The sequence below is a fragment of the Pantoea sp. Lij88 genome (genome assembly GCF_030062155.1).
Lineage (GTDB): Bacteria > Pseudomonadota > Gammaproteobacteria > Enterobacterales > Enterobacteriaceae > Pantoea.
The window spans coordinates 206093-232324 of sequence record NZ_CP118267.1 but is presented as its reverse complement, the minus strand read 5'-3'; the positions used below and the strand labels follow the sequence as shown (position 1 = coordinate 232324).

General features: G+C 52.2%; 23 protein-coding genes. 12 read left to right on the top strand and 11 right to left on the bottom strand.

The features are described 5' to 3' along the window. Nucleotides 1-44: 44 nt before the first annotated feature. Complete coding sequence (locus PU624_RS01265; protein ID WP_283545053.1) at nucleotides 45-896, bottom strand: Vmh family MBL fold metallo-hydrolase; 852 nt, start codon at nucleotides 894-896, stop codon at nucleotides 45-47. 139 nt (nucleotides 897-1035) lie between these two features. Here PU624_RS01265 and PU624_RS01260 point away from each other — a divergent pair, with 139 nt between their 5' ends. The 3 genes from PU624_RS01260 to PU624_RS01250 all read left to right on the top strand — a co-directional run bounded on the left by PU624_RS01260 (nucleotide 1036) and on the right by PU624_RS01250 (nucleotide 3137). After that, entirely contained in the window at nucleotides 1036-1926 is an 891-nt protein-coding gene (locus tag PU624_RS01260) for a LysR family transcriptional regulator (protein WP_283545052.1), read from the top strand. Nucleotides 1927-1943: 17 nt separating this feature from the next. After that, a complete protein-coding gene (locus PU624_RS01255; RefSeq protein ID WP_283545051.1) occupies nucleotides 1944-2363 on the top strand; it encodes a bleomycin resistance protein in 420 nt (139 codons plus the stop codon). A gap of 471 nt (nucleotides 2364-2834) precedes the next feature. Next, complete coding sequence (locus PU624_RS01250; RefSeq protein WP_283545050.1) at nucleotides 2835-3137, top strand: YmdA family protein; 303 nt, start codon at nucleotides 2835-2837, stop codon at nucleotides 3135-3137. A gap of 197 nt (nucleotides 3138-3334) precedes the next feature. On the opposite strand, the gene gabP is transcribed toward PU624_RS01250, so the two are convergent. Together gabP and gabT are read right to left on the bottom strand one after the other, a co-directional pair. Next, on the bottom strand, nucleotides 3335-4750 hold the full coding sequence (gene gabP / locus PU624_RS01245; protein ID WP_283545049.1) for a GABA permease: 1416 nt from the start codon (nucleotides 4748-4750) through the stop codon (nucleotides 3335-3337). A 76-nt stretch (nucleotides 4751-4826) separates the two neighbouring features. Beyond that, nucleotides 4827-6113, bottom strand: a complete 1287-nt coding sequence (gabT, locus tag PU624_RS01240; protein WP_283545048.1) for a 4-aminobutyrate--2-oxoglutarate transaminase — start codon at nucleotides 6111-6113, stop codon at nucleotides 4827-4829. Between the two features lie 110 nt (nucleotides 6114-6223). On the opposite strand from gabT, the gene pdxR reads away from it, so the two are divergent. Together pdxR and PU624_RS01230 are read left to right on the top strand one after the other, a co-directional pair. Beyond that, complete coding sequence (pdxR, locus tag PU624_RS01235) at nucleotides 6224-7714, top strand: MocR-like pyridoxine biosynthesis transcription factor PdxR (protein WP_283545047.1); 1491 nt, start codon at nucleotides 6224-6226, stop codon at nucleotides 7712-7714. A 128-nt stretch (nucleotides 7715-7842) separates the two neighbouring features. After that, nucleotides 7843-9186 carry a glycoside hydrolase family 10-like protein gene (locus tag PU624_RS01230; RefSeq protein WP_502921563.1) on the top strand — a complete coding sequence of 448 codons (1344 nt, stop codon included), beginning with the start codon at nucleotides 7843-7845 and terminating at the stop codon, nucleotides 9184-9186. A 368-nt stretch (nucleotides 9187-9554) separates the two neighbouring features. Here the strand turns inward: PU624_RS01230 and PU624_RS01225 are convergent, their stop codons facing one another. Then, nucleotides 9555-9884, bottom strand: coding sequence for a hypothetical protein (locus PU624_RS01225; RefSeq protein ID WP_283545046.1), 330 nt, complete (start codon nucleotides 9882-9884; stop codon nucleotides 9555-9557). 207 nt (nucleotides 9885-10091) lie between these two features. Between PU624_RS01225 and PU624_RS01220 the strand changes: the two genes are divergently transcribed. The 3 genes from PU624_RS01220 (at nucleotide 10092) to PU624_RS01210 (ending at nucleotide 14153) form a co-directional block, all read left to right on the top strand. Beyond that, nucleotides 10092-10763, top strand: a complete 672-nt coding sequence (locus PU624_RS01220; protein ID WP_283545045.1) for an SOS response-associated peptidase family protein — start codon at nucleotides 10092-10094, stop codon at nucleotides 10761-10763. A 316-nt stretch (nucleotides 10764-11079) separates the two neighbouring features. Further along, nucleotides 11080-12570: a sensor domain-containing diguanylate cyclase gene (locus PU624_RS01215; protein ID WP_502921562.1), complete on the top strand. Its 1491-nt coding sequence runs from the start codon at nucleotides 11080-11082 to the stop codon at nucleotides 12568-12570. A 410-nt stretch (nucleotides 12571-12980) separates the two neighbouring features. Next, nucleotides 12981-14153 carry a dienelactone hydrolase family protein gene (locus PU624_RS01210; protein WP_283545044.1) on the top strand — a complete coding sequence of 391 codons (1173 nt, stop codon included), beginning with the start codon at nucleotides 12981-12983 and terminating at the stop codon, nucleotides 14151-14153. Nucleotides 14154-14503: 350 nt separating this feature from the next. Here the strand turns inward: PU624_RS01210 and PU624_RS01205 are convergent, their stop codons facing one another. Beyond that, nucleotides 14504-15484 carry an NAD-dependent epimerase/dehydratase family protein gene (locus PU624_RS01205; protein WP_283545043.1) on the bottom strand — a complete coding sequence of 327 codons (981 nt, stop codon included), beginning with the start codon at nucleotides 15482-15484 and terminating at the stop codon, nucleotides 14504-14506. A gap of 94 nt (nucleotides 15485-15578) precedes the next feature. Here PU624_RS01205 and PU624_RS01200 point away from each other — a divergent pair, with 94 nt between their 5' ends. The 3 genes from PU624_RS01200 to PU624_RS01190 all read left to right on the top strand — a co-directional run bounded on the left by PU624_RS01200 (nucleotide 15579) and on the right by PU624_RS01190 (nucleotide 19077). After that, nucleotides 15579-16538, top strand: a complete 960-nt coding sequence (locus PU624_RS01200; protein WP_283545042.1) for a LysR family transcriptional regulator — start codon at nucleotides 15579-15581, stop codon at nucleotides 16536-16538. A 430-nt stretch (nucleotides 16539-16968) separates the two neighbouring features. Beyond that, the gene (locus tag PU624_RS01195) at nucleotides 16969-17709 is read left to right on the top strand and encodes a nitroreductase family protein (protein WP_283545041.1); all 741 of its coding nucleotides are present in this window, start codon (nucleotides 16969-16971) and stop codon (nucleotides 17707-17709) included. 165 nt (nucleotides 17710-17874) lie between these two features. Then, nucleotides 17875-19077 carry an MFS transporter gene (locus PU624_RS01190; protein WP_283545040.1) on the top strand — a complete coding sequence of 401 codons (1203 nt, stop codon included), beginning with the start codon at nucleotides 17875-17877 and terminating at the stop codon, nucleotides 19075-19077. Nucleotides 19078-19140: 63 nt separating this feature from the next. Here the strand turns inward: PU624_RS01190 and PU624_RS01185 are convergent, their stop codons facing one another. Next, nucleotides 19141-19356 (bottom strand): YdgH/BhsA/McbA-like domain containing protein, encoded by a 216-nt coding sequence (locus tag PU624_RS01185; RefSeq protein WP_003848189.1) that lies wholly within the window; start codon nucleotides 19354-19356, stop codon nucleotides 19141-19143. A gap of 209 nt (nucleotides 19357-19565) precedes the next feature. Between PU624_RS01185 and PU624_RS01180 the strand changes: the two genes are divergently transcribed. Beyond that, nucleotides 19566-20804 (top strand): tyrosine-type recombinase/integrase, encoded by a 1239-nt coding sequence (locus PU624_RS01180; RefSeq protein WP_283545039.1) that lies wholly within the window; start codon nucleotides 19566-19568, stop codon nucleotides 20802-20804. A gap of 593 nt (nucleotides 20805-21397) precedes the next feature. Here PU624_RS01180 and PU624_RS01175 read toward each other — a convergent pair. The 5 genes from PU624_RS01175 to PU624_RS01160 form a co-directional block, all read right to left on the bottom strand. Continuing rightward, entirely contained in the window at nucleotides 21398-21691 is a 294-nt protein-coding gene (locus tag PU624_RS01175) for a hypothetical protein (RefSeq protein ID WP_283545038.1), read from the bottom strand. Between the two features lie 172 nt (nucleotides 21692-21863). Beyond that, on the bottom strand, nucleotides 21864-22094 hold the full coding sequence (locus PU624_RS22265; RefSeq protein ID WP_502921561.1) for a SecDF P1 head subdomain-containing protein: 231 nt from the start codon (nucleotides 22092-22094) through the stop codon (nucleotides 21864-21866). Between the two features lie 594 nt (nucleotides 22095-22688). Continuing rightward, the gene (locus PU624_RS01170) at nucleotides 22689-23201 is read right to left on the bottom strand and encodes a hypothetical protein (RefSeq protein ID WP_283545037.1); all 513 of its coding nucleotides are present in this window, start codon (nucleotides 23199-23201) and stop codon (nucleotides 22689-22691) included. A gap of 68 nt (nucleotides 23202-23269) precedes the next feature. Further along, a complete protein-coding gene (gene afaD / locus PU624_RS01165; protein WP_283545036.1) occupies nucleotides 23270-23713 on the bottom strand; it encodes an AfaD family invasin in 444 nt (147 codons plus the stop codon). Between the two features lie 11 nt (nucleotides 23714-23724). After that, on the bottom strand, nucleotides 23725-26208 hold the full coding sequence (locus PU624_RS01160; RefSeq protein WP_283545035.1) for a fimbria/pilus outer membrane usher protein: 2484 nt from the start codon (nucleotides 26206-26208) through the stop codon (nucleotides 23725-23727). Nucleotides 26209-26232: the final 24 nt, after the last annotated feature.

Sequence of the window (26232 nt, the reverse complement as noted above, 5' to 3'; positions counted from 1 at the left end):
TTATTGGCTGTCCACTGCGCGTCTGACAGGCCTCACGGCGGGCTTTACCACTTCATCTCGCCGGTGTTGACTTTGGCGCTCAGTTCAAGCGAAGCCGGCTCAGCCAGCTTCGGCCAGGCCGCATTCATGTTGGCAATCACCTTTGCTGAGGTTTTTTCCTGTGACAGTGCCGCTTCAAAAATCTTCAGATAATTAAGAGTAAAATCCACCGCCTGCGACCCGGCAGGACGCGCACCGAGATAGTGGCCCGGAATCACAGTTTGTGCATTCAGCGTCTGCATTTCGGTCAGGATATGACGCCACGCCGCGCGGCTCTGAACGGTCTGGGTATCAGCCGTCCAGACGTGAATGCCAGAGGAAATGGCGGTACCACCCAGGATGGTGCGCGAAGAGGGGATCCAGATGTACGCGGCATATTGTTCTGGATGACGCAGTTCCAGTACTTCACCGTCGACGCTGAAGCGGGTCTGATGCGTGACTTCAGGCACGTACACCTTATCCGGCGCGCCCTGCTTCATCTGTGGACCCCAGTATTTCAGCTTGGCGTCATGCGTCTGCTGGATATGTTTCACCACCGCAGGCGTGGCAACCACTTTCACATCCGGCCAGGCTTTAACAATCGGCTCCAGACCAAAATAGAAATCGGGATCGCCAGAGGTGATCACAATTTCCTTCAGCTTTTTACCGCTCTTCTTAATCATCTCTGCCAGTTTCTCACCGTCCAGGGTGCTGAACTGCGCATCAAACAGAATCGCCTCGGTTGGCCCGGAAACCAGCGTTGAGGAGACCGGGAAGATGCCCTTTTCCTGCGGGTTGTAAGTTTCAAATTGCAGGCTGGCCGCACTGGCGGAGGCCGAAGCCAGAATCAGCATCACAGGTAAAAGTGTGGTTTTCATTGCGAGTCCTCAGAGTTAAATGCCCGTTTCAGGCAGGTGCATCGGGCGATGTCAGTGGCGCTATTCTACGCATCTGGCGATCTGTTAGAATTCCCGCAATCAGAGATGCTGAGTTTCATAATCCGAACAGGTGGTCAGGATGGACAGAGTGACGGCGGCGGCTGTTTTCAACCGGATATGTGAGCTGGGCAGCCTGAGTGCTGCCTCACGTGCGCTGGGGATTTCGCGCCCGATGGTCAGCCGGTATCTGGAGGAGATGGAAAAGTGGGCGGGAACGCGCCTGCTGCATCGCTCTTCCCGGCGGCTGACCCTGACGCCTGCCGGTGAAGCGATCCTGCAAAAGACCCGTCAGCTGGCTCTGCTTTCAGAGGCGATCCAGCAGGAGACCACCCAGAGCGTTCCGGCTGGCACGTTACGCATCGCCTGTGCCCACTTTACGGCGCTTCATCTTGTCGGTCCGGTGATCCCCGATTTTCTGGCGCGTTATCCTGCACTGCGCATCGAGCTGGAAATTAACAATCAGCCGGTGAGCCTGATTGGTGAGCGCATCGACCTCGCCATCCGTATCACCGATGCGCCAGAGCCGGGGGCGATTGCGCGCCGCCTGGGCGAATGTCGATCTGTGCTCTGCGCCTCCCCTGGGTATCTGAAGAAACGGGGTACACCGGCAACGCCGGACGATCTGGCACAGCACAACTGCCTCTATTACAGTCGCTTTGCCGGACAGAGCTGGCATTTCACGATGGCTGAGGGAGAGAAAATCTCCGTTGCCGTTAAGGGGAATTTCAGTGCTGGCATATCCTCGTTGTTGTGTGACGTGGCAGTTGCGGATTGCGGGATAGCGATGGTGCCCTGGCAGGAGGCGCGCCACGCGATTGAAACCGGTAAGCTGGTGACGTTACTGCCTGATTATGAGCCGCAGCGCATTGGTATCTGGGGGCTTTATCTGTCGCGTGAGCATCAGTCTGCCGCACTGCGCCTGATGCTGGATGAGCTGCAAAGCAGCATGCAGACCAGAGACCGGAACTGACAAAAATGGACGCTTTTATGAATGAGAATCAAAACCTTTACTGGAACCGGATGGTGCCAGAACTGACGGTCACTGACTTTGCCGCTTCGCTCCATTTTTACACCGTGGTGCTGGGCTTTGCGGTGAGGATCCAGCGCCAGCAGCCTGACTTCGCTTACCTCTGCTATGGTGAGGCGCAATTAATGATTGAGCAGTTTCATCCGCAGGGCTGGAACACAGCGGATCTACGCTGGCCGCTGGGGCGGGGCATCAATTTCCAGATTGAAGTGGATGACATTGAGGTTGTACTGGCGCGTTTGCAACAGCACGCCGTTCCGCTCTATCGGCCGCTTCGCGATAACCATTATGACACCGGCGAGACTCTCGCCTGCCAGCGCGAGTTTCTGGTACAGGATCCGGATGGTTACCTGCTGCGCTTCAGTCAGTATCTGGAATAAGCTGAAAAGTTGTCTGGAAAGAGTAAGCTCTGAAATAGGGGCGTGAGTTAATTAACTCATAGAGCGTTTTTTATTTTGTCTGTTCGATAAAAATATATTTGCACAAAATAAGCAGTGAGGCCGCTTTATTAAAAGGGCCTTCTTATTGTGCTGCATGAGTGATTCCCGTAACGCCAGGTGCTTCGCCAGGATGAATATTAAGCGTAAAAAAGTGAGAGTTTTCATGCCGTTTTCGATAGCGGCTCCTGGATTTTCAGTTAATAAACCCTGATGAATATTGAAATCGAATAAAATGCTTCAATTAATCTATACTCATTTTGACTGGCATGATTAGGATGATTCTTAACAACACCCTTTTAATGGATTTCATTGGGCCAGATGTCTGAAAATTTACATTTAATTTTTCATTCAGCACTTAATCTTTGAGTCTGTGAGCCGATAACAGTTAACACATACTCTGGAGGACAAAAAATGAAATCACGTTTTATGACCTGCGTTACCACACTGCTGATTATCCTGGCAGGCCCGGCAAGTGCAGATTTACGTTCAGGCACGATTACCTTCAGCGGAGCCATGACCAATGGTTCATGTAATATGAATATCGTTCAGAATCCTGTTGTGCTCGAGTGTACTGATCCCACCAGTGGCAGGGCTGTCGTGACCACTGCTGATATGATGAACGCCAGATCGCTGAAGGGCTTACCCGCAATAATCAATATGCACTGGTTAAATTCTCAGAAAAGCAGAGGAATTATTGAAGTCAGCTACCTGTAATTCTCACAATAGATTCTACCCTTAACCTGATAATGCCAGCGCAATACGCGGGTGGTAACGACCAGGCTGAAAGTTAATAATTACATCATTCAACAGGGGTTATTAGCGCCTGTATCGGTCTGCAGACAGAGAAAAGATATGCCCACCTTTATGGCTAAAGGTGGGCATTATTGAGTTTCAGGAAGAGCGTCTGATCATCAGGAAGGATCAGAAGAGCGCTGAGTAAAATACTTCGTGCTCTGACGCTTATCCTTTTTACGGCGCAGAACCAGACTGGTGGTAATTATCAGCAGCGTTAAACCGCCGGTTGCCAGTAATTCAGCCTGATGTTTCGCATCAAACAACATGATCACCAGCACCGTTACGATAAACAAAATAGTGACCCACGTCAGGCCAGGGAATAACCACATGCGGTAGCTCAGGACTTCACCCGCCTTTTCACGCTTCTTACGCAGCACGAGGTGTGACGCGGCAATCACCAGATAGACCAGCAGTGCAATTGCCCCCGACGTCGCCAGTAAAAATTCGAACACCACGCTCGGCGCCAGATAATTGGCGATCACCGCCAGAAACGCCGCCGCAGTCGAAAGCAGTACGGCAACCCATGGCGTGCCGCTGCGATTGGTGCGTGACGCGGCAGCCGGCGCATCTTTACGGCGTGACAGCGAGTAGAGCATGCGCGATGAGGTATAGAGTGCAGAGTTGAGACAGCTACACACCGCCATCAGCACGACCAGGTCAACGATCAGACGAGCGTGCGGGATGTTCATCGCCGTTAATGCCGTCTGCCATGAACCCTGTTCAACCAGTCCTGGCGTATTCCACGGCACCAGCGCGACCACAAAGAAAATCGACAGCAGATAGAACAGCGCAATACGCCAGATAACCGAGTTAGTCGCCTGCGTAATCTGTTTGCCGGGGTTCTTCGACTCTGCAGCGGCAATCGTGACAATTTCTGTGCCCATAAACGAGAACATGGTGGTCAGGATAGCCGCCACGACCGCGCCCATGCCATTCGGCATAAAGCCGTGCGTGTCATAAAGATGCGACAGGCCGCTGGTATTGCTGTCAGGCAGCAGACCAGACACCGCCGCACCGGCCACGCCGAGGAACAGGATGATGGCAACGACCTTAATCAGGGCAAACCAGAACTCAAACTCACCATAATTTTTCACGCTGAGCAGATTCGTGATGGTCAGTAATAACGTGATGGCGAAGGTGAACTGCCAGATGGCAACCTCGGGGAACCAGGCGTGCAGAATGGTGCCCGCCGCATTGGCCTCTAACGGGATCACCAGCACCCAGAACCACCAGTAGAGCCAGCCGATGGTAAAGCCGGCCCAGCGTCCCAGCGCTTTATCCGCATAGGTTGAGAATGAGCCGGAATCGGGCGAGGCGACGGCCATTTCAGCCAGCATCCGCATTATCAGGACTACCAGTATTCCGGCAGCGGCATAGGAGAGCAGTACCGCGGGGCCCGCTTCAGAAATAGCGTGGCCGGAGCCCACAAACAGTCCTGCGCCAATCACACCAGCAATTGACAGCATACGCACGTGGCGCGGTTTCAGGTTCTGAGCCAGCGAATCTTGATTCGCACTCTGAGTCATCGTCATGTAAACGTCTCCAGGCGGCGTCCGGCCTGTATGGCCGGACGAACGGGGATAAACTTGCGTTAACGCGCCAGCAAAATCAGGCTGGGACGACGGGATGTCCGGCAGATGCGACACAGTGATCGATCACCGTAGAGAGAATGGTCAGCGCCTGGCTGAACTGGGCATCAGGAATGGTGAGCGGGTAGAGGAAGCGGATGACGTTGCCTTTGGCGCCGCAGGTCAGCAGCAACAGGCCCTGTTCCATCGCCATCTTCTGCACCGCCTGCGCGGTGCTGGCCTGATAGAACTCCATCGCCACCATGGAACCCAGCGCACGCACTTCGGCAATGTCCGGATGTTTGCGCTGATGCTCCTGCAGTTCAGCTTCAAGCCGGGCACCCAGATCAACCGCGCGCTGGCAGAGCTGCTCCTCTTCAATAACATCCAGCACCGCATGAGCCGAGGCAATAGCCAGCGGGTTGCCCGCATAGGTTCCGCCCAGCCCTCCCGGTGCTGGCGCATCCATCACCTCTGCACGACCGGCAACGGCCGAGAGCGGCATTCCGCCCGCCAGGCTTTTCGCCATCGTGATGATGTCGGCCTTCACCGGATAATGTTCCATGGCGAACAGCTTGCCGGTACGGGCAAACCCGCTCTGAACTTCATCCGCAATCAGCAGAATGCCGTGACGGTCAGCCAGCTCGCGAAGCTGCACCATAAACTCTGCAGGTGCTGCATGGAATCCGCCTTCGCCCTGAACCGGCTCCAGCACGATTGCCGCGACGTCATGCGGCGCAATGTCCTGAGTGAAAATTTCGTCGAGGCTGGTCAGTGCGGCCTCAATGCTGATCCCCTGAACGGCGCTGGGATAGCGGGCATGGAACACCGATGGCGGCATCGGGCCGAAATCCCGCTTATACGGTGCCACTTTGCCGGTCATCGCCATAGTCATGAAGGTACGGCCGTGAAACGCGTTACCAAAGGTGATGATGCCGTGACGGCGGGTATAGGCACGCGCCACTTTCACTGCATTTTCAACCGTTTCCGCGCCTGTCGTGAAGAAGGCCGTTTTCGCGGCACCGGCGATGGGCACCCGCTGATTAATGCGCTCAGCCAGGGCGATGTAGCTTTCGTAAGGGGTGATCTGGAAAGCAGTATGGGTAAACTTTGTTAACTGATCGGCAATGGCCTGTTCAATGCGTGGATGGCGGTGGCCGGTGTTCAGCACCGCAATGCCGCCCGCGAAGTCGATCCAGCTGTTACCGGCCTGATCCCATAAGGTGGCGTTCTCTGCCCGGGCAACGTACCAGTCGCACAGCGTACCGATACCTTTAGGGAGAGCCTGTGCTTTGCGCTGCTGCATCAGGTTATTATTTTCGCTCATTTGTTCCACCTCGTTAATATGCGTATTTACATTTCCCGACAAACACGTTTATTTATGCCTGAGGCGTGGTGAGTTGCCAGAGCCAATTGTGAGAGGAAAGGTGGAGCCAATTGCGACTGTTGTACGCAGATCATCTATTAGCGCGGTTACAGTTTTTAAGAACTGGCTCATTACATCAGCGACTGCTGAACTGCATGCAGGCTGCGATCGCTGAAGAGGTGTTCCCGCGCGGAAGCCGTTTGCCGCCAACCCGCGATCTGGCGCGCGAACTGGGCGTGTCGCGAAACACCGTTATGCACGTCTATGAAAGCCTGATGGCGCAGGGCTATGTCACCGCGCGAACCGGCAGCGGCACCTGGATTGCCGAGACGCTGCCGGAAAACTGTCTGCAGAGCGATGCGATTGCCGATTTACAGGCGGTGAGGGCGCAGCGACCGGCAACGCTGTCGAAGCGCGGGGCCAGTCTGCTGGGACATGCCACCGCATCACCGTATCAGTGGGGCGCGTTTGTTCCCGGCGCGCCCGATGTCACCGAATTCCCCCACAAGCTGTTTAGTCAGATTCAGGCCCGTCTGAACCGTGAGCCTGACGTTCACCGCCTGGTTTACAGCAGTGGCGGAGGTTGCCCCGATCTGCGCCATGCGCTGGTGGACTATCTGCGGGTGGCACGTTCAGTCCGGGCCGATGCCGACCAGATCCTGATTACCGAAGGCGTCCATCAGGCGGTGGATCTGGTGACGCGGGTGTTGTGTGATCCCGGCGATCGGGTCTGGATGGAGGAGCCGGGCTACTGGGGAACGCGTAATCTGCTGCGTATGAATGGCCTGAAGATTCGGGCGATGCCGGTGGATGAACAGGGTCTGGTGCCGGACAGCGGCCCGCCACCGAAAATGGTATTTGTGACGCCGTCTCATCAGTATCCGCTGGGTGTGCATCTGAGCCTGGCCCGCCGTCAGGCATTGCTCTCTCTGGCGCGCCGTCATCAGAGCTGGATTGTGGAAGATGACTACGACAGTGAATTTCGTTTTTCCGGGCAGCCACATCCTTCACTGCAGGGACTGGAAGCGGATGCACCGGTGATATACATGGGTACGTTCAGCAAAACGCTCTATCCCGCGCTGCGGATCGGCTACATGGTGGTGCCAAAACCGCTGGCACAGCCCTTGCGCATCGCGGCGGCGGAACTCTATCGCGGCGGACATCTGCTGATTCAGCGGGCGCTGGCGGAGTTTATCCGGCTGGGCCATTACATGGAGCATATCCGACGGATGCGGCTGCTATATCGTCAGCGGCGGCAGTTTCTCTGCAGGCTGATTGAACGCTATCTGGGACCGGCCTTTTTACCGGCATTCAATCACGAAGCCGGACTGCATCTGGTGATGCCGCTGCCAGCGGGCGCAGACGACGTGGCGATCGCCGCAGACGCGCTGAAGCGTGGAGTCAAAGTTCGGCCGCTTTCGCAATATTATATGCATCCGCAGGAGGAGCGCGGATTGCTGCTGGGTTACGCCTGCGTCAATGAGCGACAGTGCCAGGATGCCTTTGGCACCCTTAAAGCCTGTCTGGCAGCTGCCGGTATTGAATTCACGCCGCAGCGCTAGCGGGTTTGGAAGCCTGAATTTACAGGCGGCGAATTTACGTTCGCCGCGGTGCTAACGCATTGACATTTAATCACAGTCACCCAGAATACTCCTCTTCGCGCACCGACCAGAAAATACTGGAGTTTATCATCGTCTTTCATCCCTTTTCTGCACCGGCCAGAACCGCTATTAAGCGAGGCGTCGCGCTGGCTGCGGCGTTGTTGCTGGTCAGTTGCGCATCTGAGCCGCCGAAATCACTGGTGACGCCTTTTCCGCCCGTGACGAAACAGCCGTTACCCGCGCCGGGTAAGCCAGCGCAGCCTCAGGTTCATGAACCGGTGCGGGGCGTCTGGTTAGCCACGGTGTCGCGTCTCGACTGGCCACCGGTTGCATCAGTGAATGGCACCAGTCCGGCGCAGCGTATTCGCCTGCAGCAACAATCGCTGACCGACAAGCTGGATAAGCTGAAAAGCCTGGGGATTAACACCGTGTTTTTCCAGGTTAAGCCCGATGCTACGGCGCTCTGGCCCTCTAAAATTCTGCCGTGGTCAGATATGCTGACCGGCAAAATCGGCGACGATCCGGGTTATGATCCGTTGCAGTTTATGCTCGATGAGGCGCACAAGCGGGGTATTAAAGTTCATGCCTGGTTCAACCCTTACCGGGTCTCGGTGAATACCAAACCTTCAACCGTCAGCGAACTGAACCGCACGCTGTCACTGCATCCGGCCAGCGTTTTTGTTTTGCATCGCGACTGGATCCGCACCTCTGGCGATCGCTATGTGCTCGATCCCGGTATCCCCGAAGCGCGCGACTGGATCACCAGCATTGTGGCCGAGGTCGTTGCGCGCTATCCCATCGACGGTGTGCAGTTCGATGACTACTTCTATTCCGAATCTGCCGGTTCGCTGCTTAACGATAATCAGACCTTCAGTCGTTATGGTCAGGGTTTTGCCAGCAAAGCAGACTGGCGACGTCACAACACGCAGCAGCTGATTGAGCAGGTTTCACGGACAATTAAACAGCTGAAGCCGGAAGTTGAGTTTGGTGTCAGCCCGGCGGGCGTCTGGCGTAATCTGTCGCACGATCCTGCCGGTTCCGACACACGCGGCGCGGCCGCCTATGACGAAGCCTTTGCGGATACCCGTCGCTGGGTGCAGCAGGGCCTGCTGGATTACATCGCACCCCAGCTCTACTGGCCATTTTCCCGTCAGGCTGCCCGTTATGACGTGCTGGCAAACTGGTGGGCAGAGGTCGTGAAACCGACCAAAACCCGGCTCTATATTGGCCTTGCTCTCTACAAAGTGGGCGAACCATCAAAAATTGAGCCTGACTGGACGCTTCAGGGGGGCGTGCCTGAACTGAAGAAGCAGCTAGACCTTAATGAATCGAACCCCAATATCAGTGGCACTATTCTGTTCAGAGAGAACTATCTGAATCAGCCACAGACGCAGCAGGCGGTGAGCTATCTTAAAAGCCGCTGGGGTGGCTGAAAACGGCACGACAGCATGACCCGTGCGGTGAAGTTTTTGCCTGTGACTCACTGCTATGCTTGCGCTATATAACAGGCTCTTTCGATCTGGTTTATTTCGGTTCCCAGCTATTCCGGATATCTCCGTGATAGCTGGCGAATCGTCATAAAAACCCGTACCGTCAGGGCGCTTTCAGGGTCCACGGAAGTTGCAGAAAGGATACGTTCCCGGTTTACAGGCTATTCTGAATTCTCCTTCTGATAAGTCGGGAATGTATGACCAGACGATCACCAAAGATTACCGCACTTGTCTGCCATATACGCTCTGAACGGTAAACCTTATTGCCGTTCATCATGTCCCATTTTGTGAGTTGATATGACACACATAAGCTATCCCTTAAGCGGAGCGGGCTGGTGTGCCAGAATGGCCTGTTCTACCCACTCAACCTGTGGCTTTTCTCCTGACACAGCAATTAAATAGTCCTGTCCGGAATTTGAATGGAATGTTGATACCCGGAAACTGTGTTTAAAAGCCAGAGGTTCCGGTGCCGCAAGCTCAAGCTGACTCTGTGTGTATTCTATTTTCGACATATAGCTTATGTAATCATCAGGCCCGGCAACACGGCTTGACCTTTTCTCACCTTTCCAGCCTTCGCCAAAAAGCATTACATCTGGCATGAATACCTCTGCGATAAAATGGCGTGGTTTAACCTTATGCACAGATTGCCGATTCCACAATCTGTCTGACATCTCTCATTACGCTGATAAATCATAGCCAGCATGCCGCTGATAAAACCCTCTCAGGACATCTGCGAAATGCCTAAAGCCTCACTGCCTGTTGTCATATATTTCCCTGCCGGTTTGCTGAATACACGGTTATACGTCTGAACTTCGCATATCACACTATCCTCAATAGAGGAGGTGTCTATGTGTGGACGGTTTGCGCAGTACAGTAGCAGAGACGAGTATTTTGACGCGCTCGGGCTTAAATCAGATGAGATTATTTATGACCCGGAACCCATTGCGCGATTTAATGTTGCGCCGGGAACAAAGGTTCTCCTGCTGAACGAACGGGAGGATGAGTTTCACTTTGACCCGGTTTACTGCTATGGCCCGGAGTGGTGGGACAAACAGCCCCTGATTAATGCCCGCGGTGAAACAGCTGCAACAGGCCGTATGTTCAGACCGTTATGGGAGCACGGTCGTGCCATTGTGCCTGCCAATGGGTGGTATGAGTGGAAGCGGGAGGGTGACAAAAAACAGCCTTACTTCATCTATCACAAAAAGAAAGCGCCGCTTTTCTTCGCCGCGATTGGCAGGGCGCCTTATGGCCAGGAACACGGGCATGAGGGATTTGTGATCGTTACGTCAGCGAGCAACAAGGGCATGGTGGATATCCATGACCGCTGCCCGCTGGTTCTGACTGCAGATGCTGTACGCGAATGGCTGAGCGCTGAAACCACGCCGGAACGCGCGCAGGAAATCGCTCACGATGCCGCTTTGCCCGGGAAGGATTTCTCCTGGCATCCCGTTACAACAAAAGTGGGCAACATCCATAATCAGGGGGAGTCTCTGATTGAGAAAATCAAGCCTGAATGAGCAGTAAAAGGTTTTGATATTTTCGCTGAAAAGGCGGCGGTAATGCCGTCTGAAAACCCGCCGGAGCGGGGTATAACTGTTCATCTTTATCACGTTTAACCTATCGCGATCTTCTCTGCTGCGTGCTGCTGCATTCCCACTCATTATGCTCAATCCCATAGTCATAGAGAAGCTGCATCAGAACCATGCGGCATCGCTTGCGTTTACCTTATTCATAAATTATGTTTCAGTATCAATGTGGAGCGGAAAAATTGATTTGAACAGAAACCCCGGCAATTTTGCGCCATCAGGAATGCAGAGTTCACTGGGCCGTACCATGGCCTTCTTTCTTTCGCTCACCATATTTGCTGTTGTGATAATCAATATATGGACGCTCTGGGGATCATGGCAGCACAATCAGAAAGTGCGTGAAGAGGATGCCCGCAACCTGTCCGTTTCACTCGCTAAACAGGCAGAAGATGCGTTCCTGCAGGTGGATATTACACTGGCGGATGCCGTCAGGCAGCTCACTATCAATGGGCTGGATTATGCTGCAACGCCCGTCTTCGCCAATCAGCTTAAAGAGCAGCAGGGGAAGCTACGTCAGCTCCATGGCCTGTTTATTTATGATGCTCAGGGTAAATGGATTGCCACGTCGGGCAACTACGTTCCGGCAAAAGGCAGCAATGCCGATCGGGACTATTTTGTCTGGCACCGTACGCATGATGATGCCCGTGTCCGGATTGGCCATGTTATCCGAAGCCGGTCTACGGGTGACCTTGTTATTCCGGTCTCGCAGCGACTGAACGATTCAAAAGGTAACTTTGCCGGCGTTGCGCTGGCGACGGTCAAAGTTGACTATTTCCGGCAGTTTTACAACTACTATACGCTGGGTGACCGCGATGTACTGGGGCTGATTCTGTCCGATACTACCGTGCTCTATATACGGCCTTTCCCGGATACGGCCATTAACCACAGTCTGTCCACGAGCCCATTATTCACAACTGTCCTGAAAACATCCTCAAGTGGCAGTGCAACATGGCGCTCTGCACTGGATGGGGTAGAGCGGGTGTATGGTTACGCACGTCTTGAGCAGTATCCGCTTATTGTCACCGCAGGATATGATCTGGATAAGATCCGTTCAGACTGGTTCTCTGCCAATATCATTGACGTCCTGCTGAACCTGATACTGCTCGTAATGATTTCAGGAATGGGAATGTTTGTTCTCCGGCAGGTGAGAAAGAACGTCAGAAATCAGGTGGAATTAACACAAATCAGGGATGAGCTGACCACCATTAATCACACACTGCAGTCGCTGGCTCTGATTGACGGGCTTACCGGACTGGCAAATCGCCGCCAGTTTGACGCGATGCTTGACCAGATCCTGAAGCGCTCGCAGAAATCCGGTGAACCGGTTTCTCTCATCATGTTTGATATCGACTATTTCAAGCGTTACAACGACACCTACGGGCATGTCGCCGGTGATGTCTGTCTGCAGCGCGTCAGCACCATCCTGAAAGAAACTACGCAGTGGCAGGATGCGGTGGTCGCGCGCTATGGCGGGGAAGAGTTCGCCATTATCCTGCCATTAAGCGGCGAGAGTGACGCGAAAATGATAGCAGAACGCGCAGTGAACGCCGTCCTGGCGGCCAGAATACCCCACGAAACTTCCGGCCTTTCCGAACATGTCGTGACACTCAGCGCGGGCTACAGCAGCCTGATTTCGGATGGCTATTCAGACGAAGCCATAAGACTCAAGCAACAGGCCGATAAGGCCCTCTACGAAGCAAAAAACAATGGCCGTAACCGTGTGCATGGCCTGACATAATGGTGAACAAGGAGGCCATAATTTCATCCATTCGGGAAGGTTTGATCAGGATGACTAATCTAACATCACTATGGTCCCTCCATCCCTTAACGCCGGATTTCAACTGACAGCAAAGCTGGCTTATACCCGAAGCAGGCATGACAGTAATATTGTCCGCAGTGAGAGAAATCCGCCTTTGGACAGCAGCAAGCTCGTTCAACGCTTTACACATTCAGACGGCATCTGACCACATTATTTATTTACCTCCGGATACGACTCAAAAATGTCTGCTTACGCTATTCATCTTATTGTCACTGGAGGATTCTGGCCTCATGCGTCATTAATACCGACCATATAGGGCGGTGTCGCTGGATGCTCAGATAAAATCAAAAGCGATACGGGCACTGAAAAATAATTGAGAGGCCTTTAAAATGCCTGAACGTTTTACCGCATTTTTATTTCTTTCAGCACTTTCAGTCAGTTTAAGTTTTTCGTCATATGCAGGAACACAGTCACAGGATCCTGAATATCAGCAGATAGACGGACTTATAAGAGAGCCACTGGCATTGTCGGTCACTCTAAGTAATGGTGAGCCTGCGGTCCTGGATGCTTCGGTTACACGTCCGCTCAGTAACAAGCCGTTACCCGTGGTATTGATTACCAATGAAACGACCGGCAAGGCGGAGTTTGACCGCTGGATTCTCAATCCTGACCGGTATGCTTCAACAGCGATTACTTTTGCACGCCATGGTTACGCTGCAGTGGTCGTTCTTCGGCAGGGCTACGGACAGTCAAGTGGGGCTGCAGAATATGCAGGACACTCATGCAGCCAGCCTGCCCACATGCAGGCCGGTGAGCAGGACGTAGTGAACATCAGCGCGGCACTTGAGGCCATTCGAAGAAAACCCTGGGCAGAAGCAGATAACGTCACGCTGGCTGGCATGTCGGCTGGGGGATTTGCTGTTATCGCGACCGGTGCCAGAAATCTTCCGGGCGTGAAGGCCATAATCAATTTCGATGGTGGCAGAGGGGCTATTGACGGGAAATCTCTCTGTGACAAAACGGGTCTGATGCAGGCCTATGCACAATACGGAAAAACGACGAACACGCCGTCGCTGTGGCTCTACGCAGAAAATGATAAATCGTTTTCGCCTGATATCGGGCGTGAGATGTTTAACGCCTATCGGCAGAGGGAGAACGGAGCACAGTTCATCGTAATGCCGCCATATGGTAAGAATGGGCACACTTTCATGGATTCAGCGCCGGAAAGTTTCTGGTGGACCACGGTAGCTAACTTCCTCAGGCAGCAGCATCAGCCATACCAGGAAGTCATCAGCCTGCCGGTCACCAGACTGGCTGAGCCGCCAGCGCTGAACGCTGTGGGGAAAAAAGCATTTTCCGAATATGAATCAACACAGCGATATGAAAAAGCCTTTGCCACGGATTCTGATGGTGACTGGGCAGCATCATACTGGGCCAGAACCTCTCAGGAAGCGGCTAAATCAGCCCTGAGTAACTGCGTTAATGAACAGAAAAAGGGTGCGTCCAGATGCACGCTTTACGCGATCAATAATCATTATGCTGACAGTAAATTACGGGAGTAAATCTCATCGGGCCACTGCCGGTATGATTAAATTCGTCACCAGACCCCTTTTACTCCTCTGGCGACCAGCCATTTTAACGCAGAGGGGTATACCCGGCTCGATATGTTATAAGTGGCGAGGTATTTGCTCACCGTCTTTAACAGTTTCGGGCAAAGCCATCCAGGCGAACAGGCAGTAAAGGCAATAGGGTGAGAAGGAGGCTTTAATTCAACGACAGGCCCGCCTGAGAGAATGCACAAGTGTATGTTTTTTACTGGCTAATCTACGCTTTTTGCTCATGGCGGACCCTGATATGGCTAACTTTGCCGCTGCGCACCCAGGGCGAGGCGCAATGTCGCCCTCTGAACCGCTCATGAATGCGTGAATATCGCCTGATTAATGCAGCCCTGACCGATTAAAGTGGTGCGCACAGCATCAATGAGCGGGGTATGAGGTTCATGGCCTAAAAAATCGATCAGTTTTGTATTGTCCATCTGTATCGCCTTTTGCCATAAATAGCGCATTTCCAGCATTTCATACATCGTGGTGTTAAAAGGCGCCATTGCCGTGATAAGCCACCAGGGAAATGATGTCACCTTCGCGTGAATGCCCGCCAGTTGCGCGACACGCTGTATGGCTCCGGCCATCGCTGTACCATCGGCATCCCAGTGCCCACGCATCTGAAAACAGGCAAAAGGGTCAAGTTGCTCCCGACGTGCTAAAAGCGCAATCAGCGTTTCGGCGACATCCGGCAGATAGGCCCACTGGTGGCCTGTCCCCGGCTTGCCCGGATTCCTGATTATGCGGGGAGTCTGCCCTGGTTTGATCAGCCCCTGCGAAAACCAGTTATTGCCAGCCTGAGGGCCAAAGAAGTCACCGGCCCGCAAAATCAGCACTCTACCGCCACGCTGCGTCCAGGCGAACAGCGCCCTCTCCATTTGCACCCGTATTGCCCCTTTTCGGGTAACAGGATTTTGAGGGGATTTTTCCCGCAGGAGTGGAAAGGCATCCGGCCCGTAGTTATAAACAGTACCAGGGAAAATGATCAGCGCGCCATTCCGCTCTGCGGCCTGGATAGTGTTCTGTAGCATTGGCAGAACCTGTTGTTCCCAGTTTCTATAACCCGGTGGATTAACAGCATGAACAATCACACTGCACCCTGACGCGGCGGCCATGACTTGCTCACCATTCAGCGCATCACCCTGTATCCATCTGATATCACTATCCTGTTGATTCTTCTGTCCGTTGCGGCGCAATGCACAGACGTCCCATTTTTCGCGGATGAGTTTACGGGCGATTTCACCGCCGATTCCACCCGTTGCGCCCAGTATGAGTACCTTATTACTTTTCATTCAATTGCCTTTGCTGGATGTCAGATTGACATCCTAAAGCCAGTCCGGGCTAAATGTAATTGCATGAAATCAGACAGCAGGTATGCATTTTTGTATGAAGCAAAATATTCCATGGGAATGGTATCGAACCTTCCTGGCAGTGATGAAAGAAGGTTCCTTGTCGGGGGCAGCCCGCCTGCTGGCGATTACCCAGCCCACAGCGGGGCGCCATGTGGCTGCACTCGAATCCGCCCTGGGTCTGGTTTTATTTACAAGGTCTCAGACTGGCCTGCAGGCTACGGATGCGGCAGTTGCGATTCAGGGCCATGCGCAAGCGATGGAAAACACGGCCAAAATGATAGAGCGTTCGGCAGCCAGTTTTAGTATGACCACAGCGGATTTGCATGGCGTGGTTCGCGTTTCTGCCAGCGAAATTATTGGCACAGAAGTGCTGCCTCTGATGATCGCTGGCATTAAAAAAGATTATCCGCGACTGATCATTGAACTGGTGCTGTCTAACCGAATGCAGGATTTATTGAGCCGGGAAGCGGATATTGCGGTACGCATGGCTATGCCAGTGCAGGAACAACTGATTGCGCGGCGGTTAGGCAGTATTGAAATTGGCCTGCATGCCTCTTCGTCCTATCTGGCACGCCATGCCGCACCGGAAAATATTGACGCGTTGTTCAACCATACCCTGGTGGGCTTTGATAACACGACCCCCTTTATTTTACAGGCCCTGAAACACTTCCCACAGTTAAGTCGGGAACGCTTTACCGTGCGAACTGACAGTGATGTGGCGCAACTGAACCTTATTCGCGCAGGTGCCGGTATTGGGATGTGTCAGGTTCAACTGGCCGCTTCTCCTGTTCCGCTTGAGAGATTGATGCCTGATTTCTTTGCCTTTCATCTTGAGACGTGGCTGGTTATGCATGAGGACTTGCGCCATAGCAAAGCGTGTAAAACGGTATTCGATATTCTTGCAACCGGCCTACAGGGTTACATCAATAATGTGGGGAACAGGAAAACAGCCCCATCAGCGCCAGCAGATGACGAAATAGCTGATTCTACGTAAATACACCCAACCTCAATTTGGTTCGGGATAACATGTGAATCTGTTACAGCAGGCAGAACGTCTGGTTCTCGCTCTTAGCGGACCTGAGCAGCATTAAAAGCAGCTCAGTCATCCTGAATGGCATGATGATGCCAAACCCGACCAACATGAATGCATCGACACGCCTTATGGTTTCGCACTGGCAGACCGTTCACTTACGCCAGTGCCTGGCGACACCCAAGGGTGCTGGGTGAAATCACTACCACCATTTTGGCGGTACATTAACCGTTACGGTCTGCACTACAAATCCGGTGGCTTCGCCATAGATTTCAAAAGTGTACATAGACATGTACATAATTAAAAACAGTTACAAAATCCCGCTACAAACCCCTTCATTTACTAAGCGTGGAGACACAGTACTGTTATAGTTGCCCTTTATATGGGAGGAACCATGAGCGAACTGATTAATATTTTTACAAGTCATAAAAGTGAACGCAGTTTCACTGAGCAACCTGTCGATGAAGCCGTGCTGGATCGTATCCTCAGCACCGCTTACCGCGCACCAACATCAGTAAACTCGCAGCAGGTTTCTGTCGTGATTACGCGTGACGCAGGACGTCGCGCAGAGATCGCCGCCATCGCTGGCGGTCAGCCGTGGATTGCCAAAGCACCGGTGTTTGTCACCTTTGTGCTGGATATGCATAAATCAGCGGTGGGCATGGCCGCTGTCGATCAGCAGCAGATTGCCCATCAGAGCATCGAGAGCATCGTGTCAGGTGCTACCGATATCGGTATTGCGCTGGGATCGGTAATGGCCGCTGCACGTGCAGAAGGTCTGGGCATTGTGCCGATTGGCGGTATCCGTCGTGATCCAGAGGCGATGATTTCACTGCTGGAACTGCCGCCGATGACCTTCCCGATTGCGGGCGTGGTGATTGGTCACGTTGACGAACCGGCTCATCAGAAACCGCGTCTGCCTCTGGCAACGTTCCGCCATGATGAGACGTATCAGACCCAGGGTCTGGAGCAGCAGATTGCGGCCTACAACGAAGAAATGGTTCAGCACTGGAAAAACATCGGTCGTAACGACGGTGAGAGCTGGAGCGAGAGCGTCAGCGGTTACTACAAAAACATCTACTTCCCGGCTGTACTGCCAGCACTGCTGAAGCAGGGTTTCGGCACGGATAAATAATCCGCACGCTTTCCTGAGCGAAAAACAAAGGCCATCCGTACCTCGTGACGGGTGGCCTTTTTCATTTTGTTACTATAACGAAATGTGACTTTCCAGGTTGTAACACATAATTTCCCTGTTAACCGAAGCGCAACTGCCTTTAACACTTACTTCCAGGGAAATAACATGTCTCAGCGTTCACTCTTTGCGCTCTGTTTAATGAGCTTTTTTCTGGCCGATGTCCGTGATGGACTGGGGCCTTTTCTGGGGATTTTTCTCACAGAGCGACACTGGCGACCCGATGAAATTGGTCTGGTGATGACCTGTGGCGGGATCGCCGGATTACTTGCCACGCTGCCTGCCGGGATCGCCGCCGATGCAACCCGCCATAAAAAAATGATTGTGCTGCTGGGCTGTCTGGTGATTACCGTTGCCACGCTGCTGCTGTGGTACAGCAATCAGACCTGGACGGCGATGGTCTCGCAAATTGTGGCGGGCATTGCTGCGGCATTTATTGGCCCGACCGTGGCGGGGATCACCCTGGGTCTGACGGGACAGCGCGGCTTTAACCATCAGATGGGACGCAATGAAGCTTTTAATCATGGTGGCAACACCATTGCCGCCTTACTGGCCGGTTTTGCGGCCTGGTACTGGGGAATGGGTGCCGTCTTTATCCTCATGACGGTGATGGCTGTTTTCGCGGCTTTTGCCACGCTGGCGATTCGCGGTGATGAGATCGATAACGACGTGGCGCGTGGGTATGAACAGAATGAAGAGCGGCAGCCCGCGCTGAACTTATCGATGCTGATGCGAAATCCGGCGCTGATGATTGCGGGTGTGACGCTGCTGCTGTTTCATCTTGCCAACGCCGCGCTGCTGCCCATGCTGAGCATGCGCGTCGCCTCTGCAGGGGGCCAGACGGCAGTCAGCCCGGGCCTTTTCGCTGCAGCAACGGTAGTGATTTCCCAGTTGGTGATGATCCCGGTCGCGCTGTGGGTCTCTAAACGTGTTGAAACGCACGGCTATCGCCTGTTTATCATGGTCGCCCTGATAATCTTACCGCTGCGCGCGGTGATCGCTGCAGGCTTCGCTGAGCCGATTTTCGTCATTCCGGTTCAGATGCTGGACGGTATTGCCGCCGGGATCCTGGGCGTCGCAGTACCGGGCTACATCGTTACCCTGATGCGGGGCACCGGCCACGTAAATGCCGGTCAGAGCGTCGTTATGCTGATGCAGGGCGTAGGGGCGGCTCTGAGTCCCGCCATGACCGGCATGATCGCCGCTCGTTATTCTTACAGCACCGCGTTTGCGGTACTTGGTGCGATAGCCCTGGCGGCGCTGATTTTATGGTGGCGCAACGGGAGTTCGCCTGCCACCCGTCTTGCCTGAACAGGCACAAAAAAGGCTGCCCATTGGGCAGCCTCTTCTGGCAAATCCGTTTGCGACCATCCGTTATTTATACAGTTCTGCGGTCATGTGAACACGGTTGTTGGTGTTCGCTTCCGTGATTTTGTACTGCGCGCCCTGTTCCTGAGCCTGAGCAGCGATTTTCGATTCTGCACCATCCAGTGTTGAGGAAGTTACAGAAACGGTCTCAGCAAAGCTGCCGAAAGAGATCATTGAAAGAGCAGCGATGGCGGCGATTGAAAGTGCTTTTACGTTTTTCATGGTCATATTCCTGAGATATGCCAGTAACTATTCCTGACAGTGTCTGCTCATTCCCGACTGTTTACCTGAATCCCTGTATCAGTAGGGAATAATTGAAAAAATCGGTCATTAGCTGTTTATAATGTTCCTGTGCATTCACAATTTTTCCCTTTATTACCCCCTTTTTTGTGTACATACTGGTGTACATAATTTTCCACTTCAGAAGATTTATGGCGCTATCAGATGCGGCCCTCCGTGCGATGCTGGGTAAAGAATACGAAAAAGTGCAGGTCAAGACCGATCGTGAGTGGCTTTCTGCCCGCGTATCCTGCAAGGGTAAGATCACGTTTCAGTACCGTTACCGATGGAATGGGAAAGGGGAGCGCGTGGATATCGGTACATACCCGGCGACCAGTTTAAAAGAGGCGCGGGACGAGGTCATCCGGCTGCGTGGCGAGCTCGAACAAAACCGTAATCCTCGCATAGTGAAACGCAAGGCACGTGACGACGCTTTTTCCGCACTGACTGTTGAAGGGGTGATCAGGACATGGCTGGAAAAATACGGAGCTGCAAATAAGCCTGAACATCATGACGTTTTGCGTTCATTCGAAATACACGTTTTCCCCCATTTAGGCAGTGTTCCCCACGAGGATGCACCTGTACACATGTGGCTAAACGTTCTGGAACCCCTGGCGCGTAAAAAACCCGCTATAACTATCCGATTGCTGACGAATGCCAGGCAGGCCCATAACTGGGCAGTGCGCAGACGGCTGACAAAAAACACGCCGCTGAGGGATTTACGTCTCACAGATTTAGGCATCACACTGACACCACGCGATCGTGTTTTATCCGGTAATGAAATCGTGACAATTTTCCGGGCAATGGAAGCCAGCAGGCTTGCCCCCAAGTTTCAATTGCTGGCTAAGTTGTGCCTGCTGTTTGGTTGCCGGGTGGGAGAACTCTCAAATGCAGAAAAGGCTCATTTCGATTTTGAAAAAAAATTATGGTCAGTTCCGCCAACGCATTATAAAACGGGTAAGCGAACGCGCAGGCCGCTGGTAAGGCCTATCATTCCGGAAGCAGAGGAAATGCTTAAGGAACTATTTGACCAGTCACCGCGTAGCCGCTTTGCGATGGCAAACATAAAACATGATGCACCCCAGGCACGTTCGTCCCTGATCGATATTCCACCGAGGATCAGGCGGTCAGCACACCGCCACTTCGGCATTGAAATGGAACACTGGACATTACATGATCTGCGCCGGACAGCCCGCACCAATCTTTCCGATCTGACCGAACCACATATTGCGGAAATAATGCTGGGGCATAAATTGCCAGGTGTCTGGCAGGTGTACGACCGTTATGGGTATATTGAAGAACAGCGTCGCGCCTATTCGTTATGGTGGGCGCGTGTTACAGGGTGGATTAGTGGTGAAGGGACAGTATCAGCGTTGGCGCGCTCTTCGTGATAGCGCATGATGTCGCAGGTGCGAAACGTCAGACGGCTGCGGCGCACCGGTAACGGAAACGCGGGATTGTGGGGGCGCTGAGTTCGCCCGTTTACTGATACCCATTTGCGAATGGTTTGCGGTGCTACGCGAAGCAGCATGGCAGCTTCGTTCAGATTCACATACGGCATCTGTAAGAGAGTTTGAATATCAATTTTGGGATTATGCACCATTTCTGTCCAGACCTCTTTCATGGTGTTTGCCTCGGACATGCCCGATCACCCATACCCATGAGCTGGCCCGCAGGTTGTCAGTGCTATGGATGATTTGCCAGAACGAACTGACATCTGAATCCAGTTTCGGGCATTAAAAAACCCCGCAGAGGCGGGGTTTCATTGTTTATCTTTTTCGCGTTTATCCTGTTCTGGCTTCCATTCAAGCCCGCACATATCGCAGGAAAATTTGCCATCAGGGTGCTTACGTGGTCCCCAGAAATTGCAGAAGGGACACGTTCTCGGTCTGTAAGCTATTTTCAACCTCCTTATGTAAAATCAGGTCTGATTTCCGTGGAAACGGCATCGATCAATGATCTCAGGACCTAAGTCGCGGAGACGTTAAAGATTGTCTCGATGAAAAGCTTTTGCAGCTTTACTGAGTTCATAATTTCGTCGTTTTTCAATCATCCTGATGTAGAAGTCATAAAGCTCTTTGCGCATGTGCTGCTTCGTTTCATCAGGCAACGATTCCAGCGACTTCTTCCATTCATCCAGTTCTGGCCTGCAGGTTAGATAGGCCTTATCAACAATTTCTTTAGGCGGAATTTCCGACTTTATGAGTGGGATGGTGTGGTCATTCAGGCATTTCACCTCTGGCGTCTCGAATGACCGGTCCTCCGCTACTACTGTCATGGAAAATAACATTCCAGATAAAAAAATCCACCTCACCGTTTTTTCTCCTTGTGATCATTCGTGCCAGTGCCGCCCGGATACTGCAGCCCAAAGCGCCCGTAATACTTATTACACGACTGAATCTAAGTTAATCCTGTCGCGTTCGTCCATGCTTAAATCCTCTATCTTTCCACTAATTATGCTTAACCCCATAGTCATAAAGAAGCTGCATCAAAACTATTCGTGGCATCTCTTTACCGGAGATTCTGATAGTATTCCTGAGTACGGAGACAATATTCGCGCTGGATAGCAGATTGCCTTTGTAATAGATAGACAGCTTCTTACCAATGTTCTGCTTTGTCGTTACATTGAGCATTTTTCCACAGTCATCACTTAGGGAGAAATTTACATTCTCAGAACTCATCTCATCACTATCCACGTAACTTATTGATTTTATGCATTCTGGTGAGTATGTCTCCTTTGTGCCATTTACTTCAAATATAAAACTACCGGGCTCTGCGACAGAGGCTACAGGAAAGAGAAGAGCAGCGAGAAACAGCGTGGATTTAAGCATGCAATATCCATATTTTGAGCATTAAAAAGTTATCATAAAACCATGAGCGTGCATGTGAACACCATCATGCAGTCTGACTGATACAGGGCAGAACAAAGCGGAAAGATGAGGCATTTGATTGAGTCTTCCCCCGCCTTATGCTGGCGGACACAGGTCTTTGCTTAATGCCCATCACGTCTGTCGTCACGGTTGTGTCCCGTGTCAGGTTTAATGATAACGTTATAATCCTTATCTGTCCCCGCGGTGAAAAAAGCGGCTGCACGTCTTACGCTGAGGCCACTGCAGGCTCAGGGTCTTGCGATTATGCCAGCCGAAAATTAACCATGAGGTGAGCCTCGTCGGGGACAAAAAATCTTTTTTCATCTAATCAGAATGAACCAGCTTCATAGATAGGAATACAATACCGGTACGATTAGTATGTTAATCGTACCGGATGTGATAACACTAGGAAACAAATGCCGCGGCATCCAGGCTAATCGTGTACGTATCAGCAGTGACAGATTGGTCACCCTCAATGGTAATGATTCCCGTGAATACTTTTACCGGACCTTCTGATAAAAATGCCCAATGGCCACCTCCCGTTTCAAATCCTGTCATTCCATGATAGCCAGTGATACCAAGCTTGATCTGGTTTTTTGGGTTATTTTTACCGGGTATTTTTATATTAAAAAAATTGTCTTTTTGTATGATTCCGGAGTTGGGGGTCCAGCGTATACCTAAATTCATTGGTGATTTTGCAGAAATACTGAAAAACGCTACGGGGCTATTGTCTACATTGACTCCAGCCTCCAGGTCCGGCCTTGGTGTAAGCCTGAACATTAATTCAGGATTCTCTCTGAAAACCAGATCAACGGAACGACTTACCGGATCGCCTACAGGTTTGAATTCATCTTTAGCTGCGACCGGAGTGCACACAAATAATATTGCTACTGAGAATGCTATGGGAAGTAATTTCATTTTAACTCCTTTGGAGTGGTGTGCTAATTTAAGTTGTTAGTTTGAATTGGTTTTGTAATGTTGGTTATTTAGTTATTACGGCATTGAGCGGAAATTTGCATGGAAGAAATATGGCTTGCTATAAACTGGTCGCCATTACTCACAACATTTAATGTGGCGAGTTTTGATGTAAATGTTGACAACACGCCTTTTCCAGCCTGAGCGTCAGGTTTCCAGTTATCACCTGATAGTCTTACATTTAGTTCATTTACTCCTTTATTGCGGTCAGTTAATATATAATGTCCCGGCATAATCTCTTTACCGGGTGGTTCAATCCACACATTGAGCACGCAGGATTCTGACATCCCTGATACGTGGATTGTTGCCAGTTCTGCTCCATCATTTATTCTGCCAGCATACAAATCCTGTTCTGGTGTTATTGTGAGTTTAAGAGTATTTGCTTCAGGGCTCTGAAAAGAAACAATAAACATTATGACCAGAAGATTTGATATTCTTTTTAATCGATGATGCATAAAGCTTTCCTTTACTTGCACTTCGCGGTAAAGAAGTTGAGTCCGTGCGCTTCGTCATTTTTTATCAAATGGTAAGGGCATTTGAGTGAGTGTGTTTTACCTATGACGGTAAGATTTCCTTCGGGTGGTAATCCTGACATATAGACTTTCCCATCATTGTCAACAATACCCTCATTTCCTGAATCTGAACTCATTCGCACCACAGAGCCGAAAGGGACTTTTGTACCATCAGGCTGCAAAAGTGTAATGACTGCCTTCGCACCCACTCGTGTTTTAAATTTAACAGGAATGATAGCCCCTGCTGTAGGCACAACTTTACTGTCAGTGATTGTTATTTCAGCCTCCGACGGCAACGTTGTTGGATCTAATGAAAGAGAATTTTCATGGTAGGGGTTCAGCCAGGGCTGAACTGTATAACCACGATAGTCCGTAGCAATGCCCGGAAAACCCGATACCTTCACACCTGAAGCACCCTTGGCTTCAATGAGTGCATTGGTTTCGCCAAGGGCCTGCGTGAAAGTCATTCCATTGCGATGGGCGATAAGGCCGCCGTCTATGGCAACGGCACACTGCTGGTAATGGCGGTCATAGCTATAATCACCTGCGATGTGGCCGTAGGTTCCGGTCCATCCCAGAGATACGTCGCCATTGCTCCGGCTTCCTGCGTGTCCGGTGGTATAACGCTGATCAACATTCCAGCTGAGGCGCTGATCAAACGCATCACCGCTTAAGCCTGCAGATTGAGTGGCAGGGCCGGACGATAAATGCGTGAACCGGTACGACGCGCGCGTGTTGCCACCCATCCATTTTTTCAGCGGAACAGAGAGCCAGAGGCTCATCATCTGTTCCTTAGGATGGTGCCTGGTACGTTGACTGGCAGACCAGTTTAATGACAGCGTCATATCCCTGAACCGAACAGAGTATCCCGCGTTAAGGCGGCTTTCGCGCAGGCCGCGGTTCCAGTAGATATCCTGATAAGCACCTGCGTTCAGGTAACCCCATTTACCCAGTCCCTGACTGATGGATAGACCGGTACGGCTTTTTCTCCTTTTTCTGCGAATGCCTGGCGCCATTCCATCAATCCGCCAGCTCTCCAGTGTTTCAGCCAGTGTGAGATAGTCCGGCTGGCTGAACTGTAAATTGACCAGTGACAGCGAAGTATTTGTCCCGACAAACTCTTTGCTGTACCGCATACGCCAGGAATAACCGTGTACCGGGTCATGACCTGAGAGCTGGGCGTGGCTGAGTGTGACATCTGAAGAGAGTGCACCCCAGTTGCCTATGCTCAGCCCGGTACCCAGGGATGAAGACTGATAGTGCCGGGCTGCCTGGATTCCGCCATAAAGCGTGAATCCAAAGGGAAGACCGTACATGGCGGTGGCTTCCATGACCGGCGCTCTTGTCACTCTCCTGTCAGACGAACGATACTGCCCGGCCATCAGACTGTAGCGCAGGTAGCCCTCTTTAATGGCGACTGCTGGCGTCTGGAAAGGAACAGTGAAAACCTGAGGAACACCATCCGCCTCCCATACCGTAACCTGAAAATCACCACCTGCGCCGGCAGGATTGAAGTCAGTCAGGGCGAACGGACCCGGTGCGACGACCTGGTTATAAATAGTGTAGCCGTTCTGCTTTACCTCAACGCGGGCCTGGGTTCTCGCCACGCCACGTATGACCGGCGCAAACATATACTGGCTGGAAGGCACCATCCGATCGTCAGAGGCAAGCATGACGCCTCTGAAGGGAACGCTGTCAAAAATCTCAGAGGCGGTATAACGTTCACCCAGCGTCAGGCGGCTGTTGATGCCATTAATACCGCGCTCCAGATAAGTCGTCATGGCCTGCCAGCGTCCGGGCGTTCCACGTGTTTGCTGCCAGCTGGTGACGTTGCGAAGCCGCCAGGCACCGATGTTGACGCCTGGCGTCAGTTGCAGCCAGGAGTACTGAGATTTTCTTCCCCAGGGGCCATGGGTAATACTCTGGCTTGTCCCCGCACGGTAATTCATGATGAAGGCAGGTATGCCGTCGTCCCACAGTGTCCGGGGTGCGATGCCTTTAAACCCGGGCTTCAGATAAACCTGAGGAATACTCAGATGCAGTGACTGCTCATTAAAGTGGAAATCAGCCTGAGCGCCCGGTATCTGCGACAGATCAAAAAAGCCTGAGCGTTTTTCCTTCTCAGTAACCTTGAAGCTCTTCATGCGTACTCCGTAACCTGACAGCATGGGTCTACTGAGGTGAGGGACGAGTCTCTGACGATCATATTTATCCGGCCTTAATTTGTAACTGACTGGCCGGGAGTCGATGAGTGTGTTGTTCAGATAGATGTCAGTCGGATAAATGCCCGGTAGCTGACTGCCCTGACTGAAAAGCCTGAGGTCTGTTTCTTTATTACTTCCGGCAATGAGAGCCGGGTTGAAGGTATAGACTTTGCCTTCTGCCTGAACCGCAGCCAGCGTCAGACCGGCCACGAAAAGTGGTCTGTAAACAGTCATCGTTTGAATCCTGGCAGTGAGTAC

Coding starts and splice junctions, on each gene's coding strand:
- PU624_RS22265 (WP_502921561.1), bottom strand. CDS start 22,094: ATGAGTTCTGAGAATGTAAATTTCTCCCTAAGTGATGACTGTGGAAAA.
- PU624_RS01180 (WP_283545039.1), top strand. CDS start 19,566: ATGGCGCTATCAGATGCGGCCCTCCGTGCGATGCTGGGTAAAGAATAC.
- PU624_RS01175 (WP_283545038.1), bottom strand. CDS start 21,691: ATGACAGTAGTAGCGGAGGACCGGTCATTCGAGACGCCAGAGGTGAAA.
- gabP (WP_283545049.1), bottom strand. CDS start 4,750: ATGACGATGACTCAGAGTGCGAATCAAGATTCGCTGGCTCAGAACCTG.
- PU624_RS01170 (WP_283545037.1), bottom strand. CDS start 23,201: ATGAAATTACTTCCCATAGCATTCTCAGTAGCAATATTATTTGTGTGC.
- PU624_RS01250 (WP_283545050.1), top strand. CDS start 2,835: ATGAAATCACGTTTTATGACCTGCGTTACCACACTGCTGATTATCCTG.
- PU624_RS01210 (WP_283545044.1), top strand. CDS start 12,981: ATGCCTGAACGTTTTACCGCATTTTTATTTCTTTCAGCACTTTCAGTC.
- afaD (WP_283545036.1), bottom strand. CDS start 23,713: ATGCATCATCGATTAAAAAGAATATCAAATCTTCTGGTCATAATGTTT.
- PU624_RS01190 (WP_283545040.1), top strand. CDS start 17,875: ATGTCTCAGCGTTCACTCTTTGCGCTCTGTTTAATGAGCTTTTTTCTG.
- PU624_RS01200 (WP_283545042.1), top strand. CDS start 15,579: ATGAAGCAAAATATTCCATGGGAATGGTATCGAACCTTCCTGGCAGTG.
- PU624_RS01195 (WP_283545041.1), top strand. CDS start 16,969: ATGAGCGAACTGATTAATATTTTTACAAGTCATAAAAGTGAACGCAGT.
- PU624_RS01185 (WP_003848189.1), bottom strand. CDS start 19,356: ATGAAAAACGTAAAAGCACTTTCAATCGCCGCCATCGCTGCTCTTTCA.
- PU624_RS01255 (WP_283545051.1), top strand. CDS start 1,944: ATGAATGAGAATCAAAACCTTTACTGGAACCGGATGGTGCCAGAACTG.
- PU624_RS01220 (WP_283545045.1), top strand. CDS start 10,092: ATGTGTGGACGGTTTGCGCAGTACAGTAGCAGAGACGAGTATTTTGAC.
- PU624_RS01265 (WP_283545053.1), bottom strand. CDS start 896: ATGAAAACCACACTTTTACCTGTGATGCTGATTCTGGCTTCGGCCTCC.
- PU624_RS01215 (WP_502921562.1), top strand. CDS start 11,080: ATGGCCTTCTTTCTTTCGCTCACCATATTTGCTGTTGTGATAATCAAT.
- gabT (WP_283545048.1), bottom strand. CDS start 6,113: ATGAGCGAAAATAATAACCTGATGCAGCAGCGCAAAGCACAGGCTCTC.
- PU624_RS01205 (WP_283545043.1), bottom strand. CDS start 15,484: ATGAAAAGTAATAAGGTACTCATACTGGGCGCAACGGGTGGAATCGGC.
- PU624_RS01160 (WP_283545035.1), bottom strand. CDS start 26,208: ATGACTGTTTACAGACCACTTTTCGTGGCCGGTCTGACGCTGGCTGCG.
- PU624_RS01260 (WP_283545052.1), top strand. CDS start 1,036: ATGGACAGAGTGACGGCGGCGGCTGTTTTCAACCGGATATGTGAGCTG.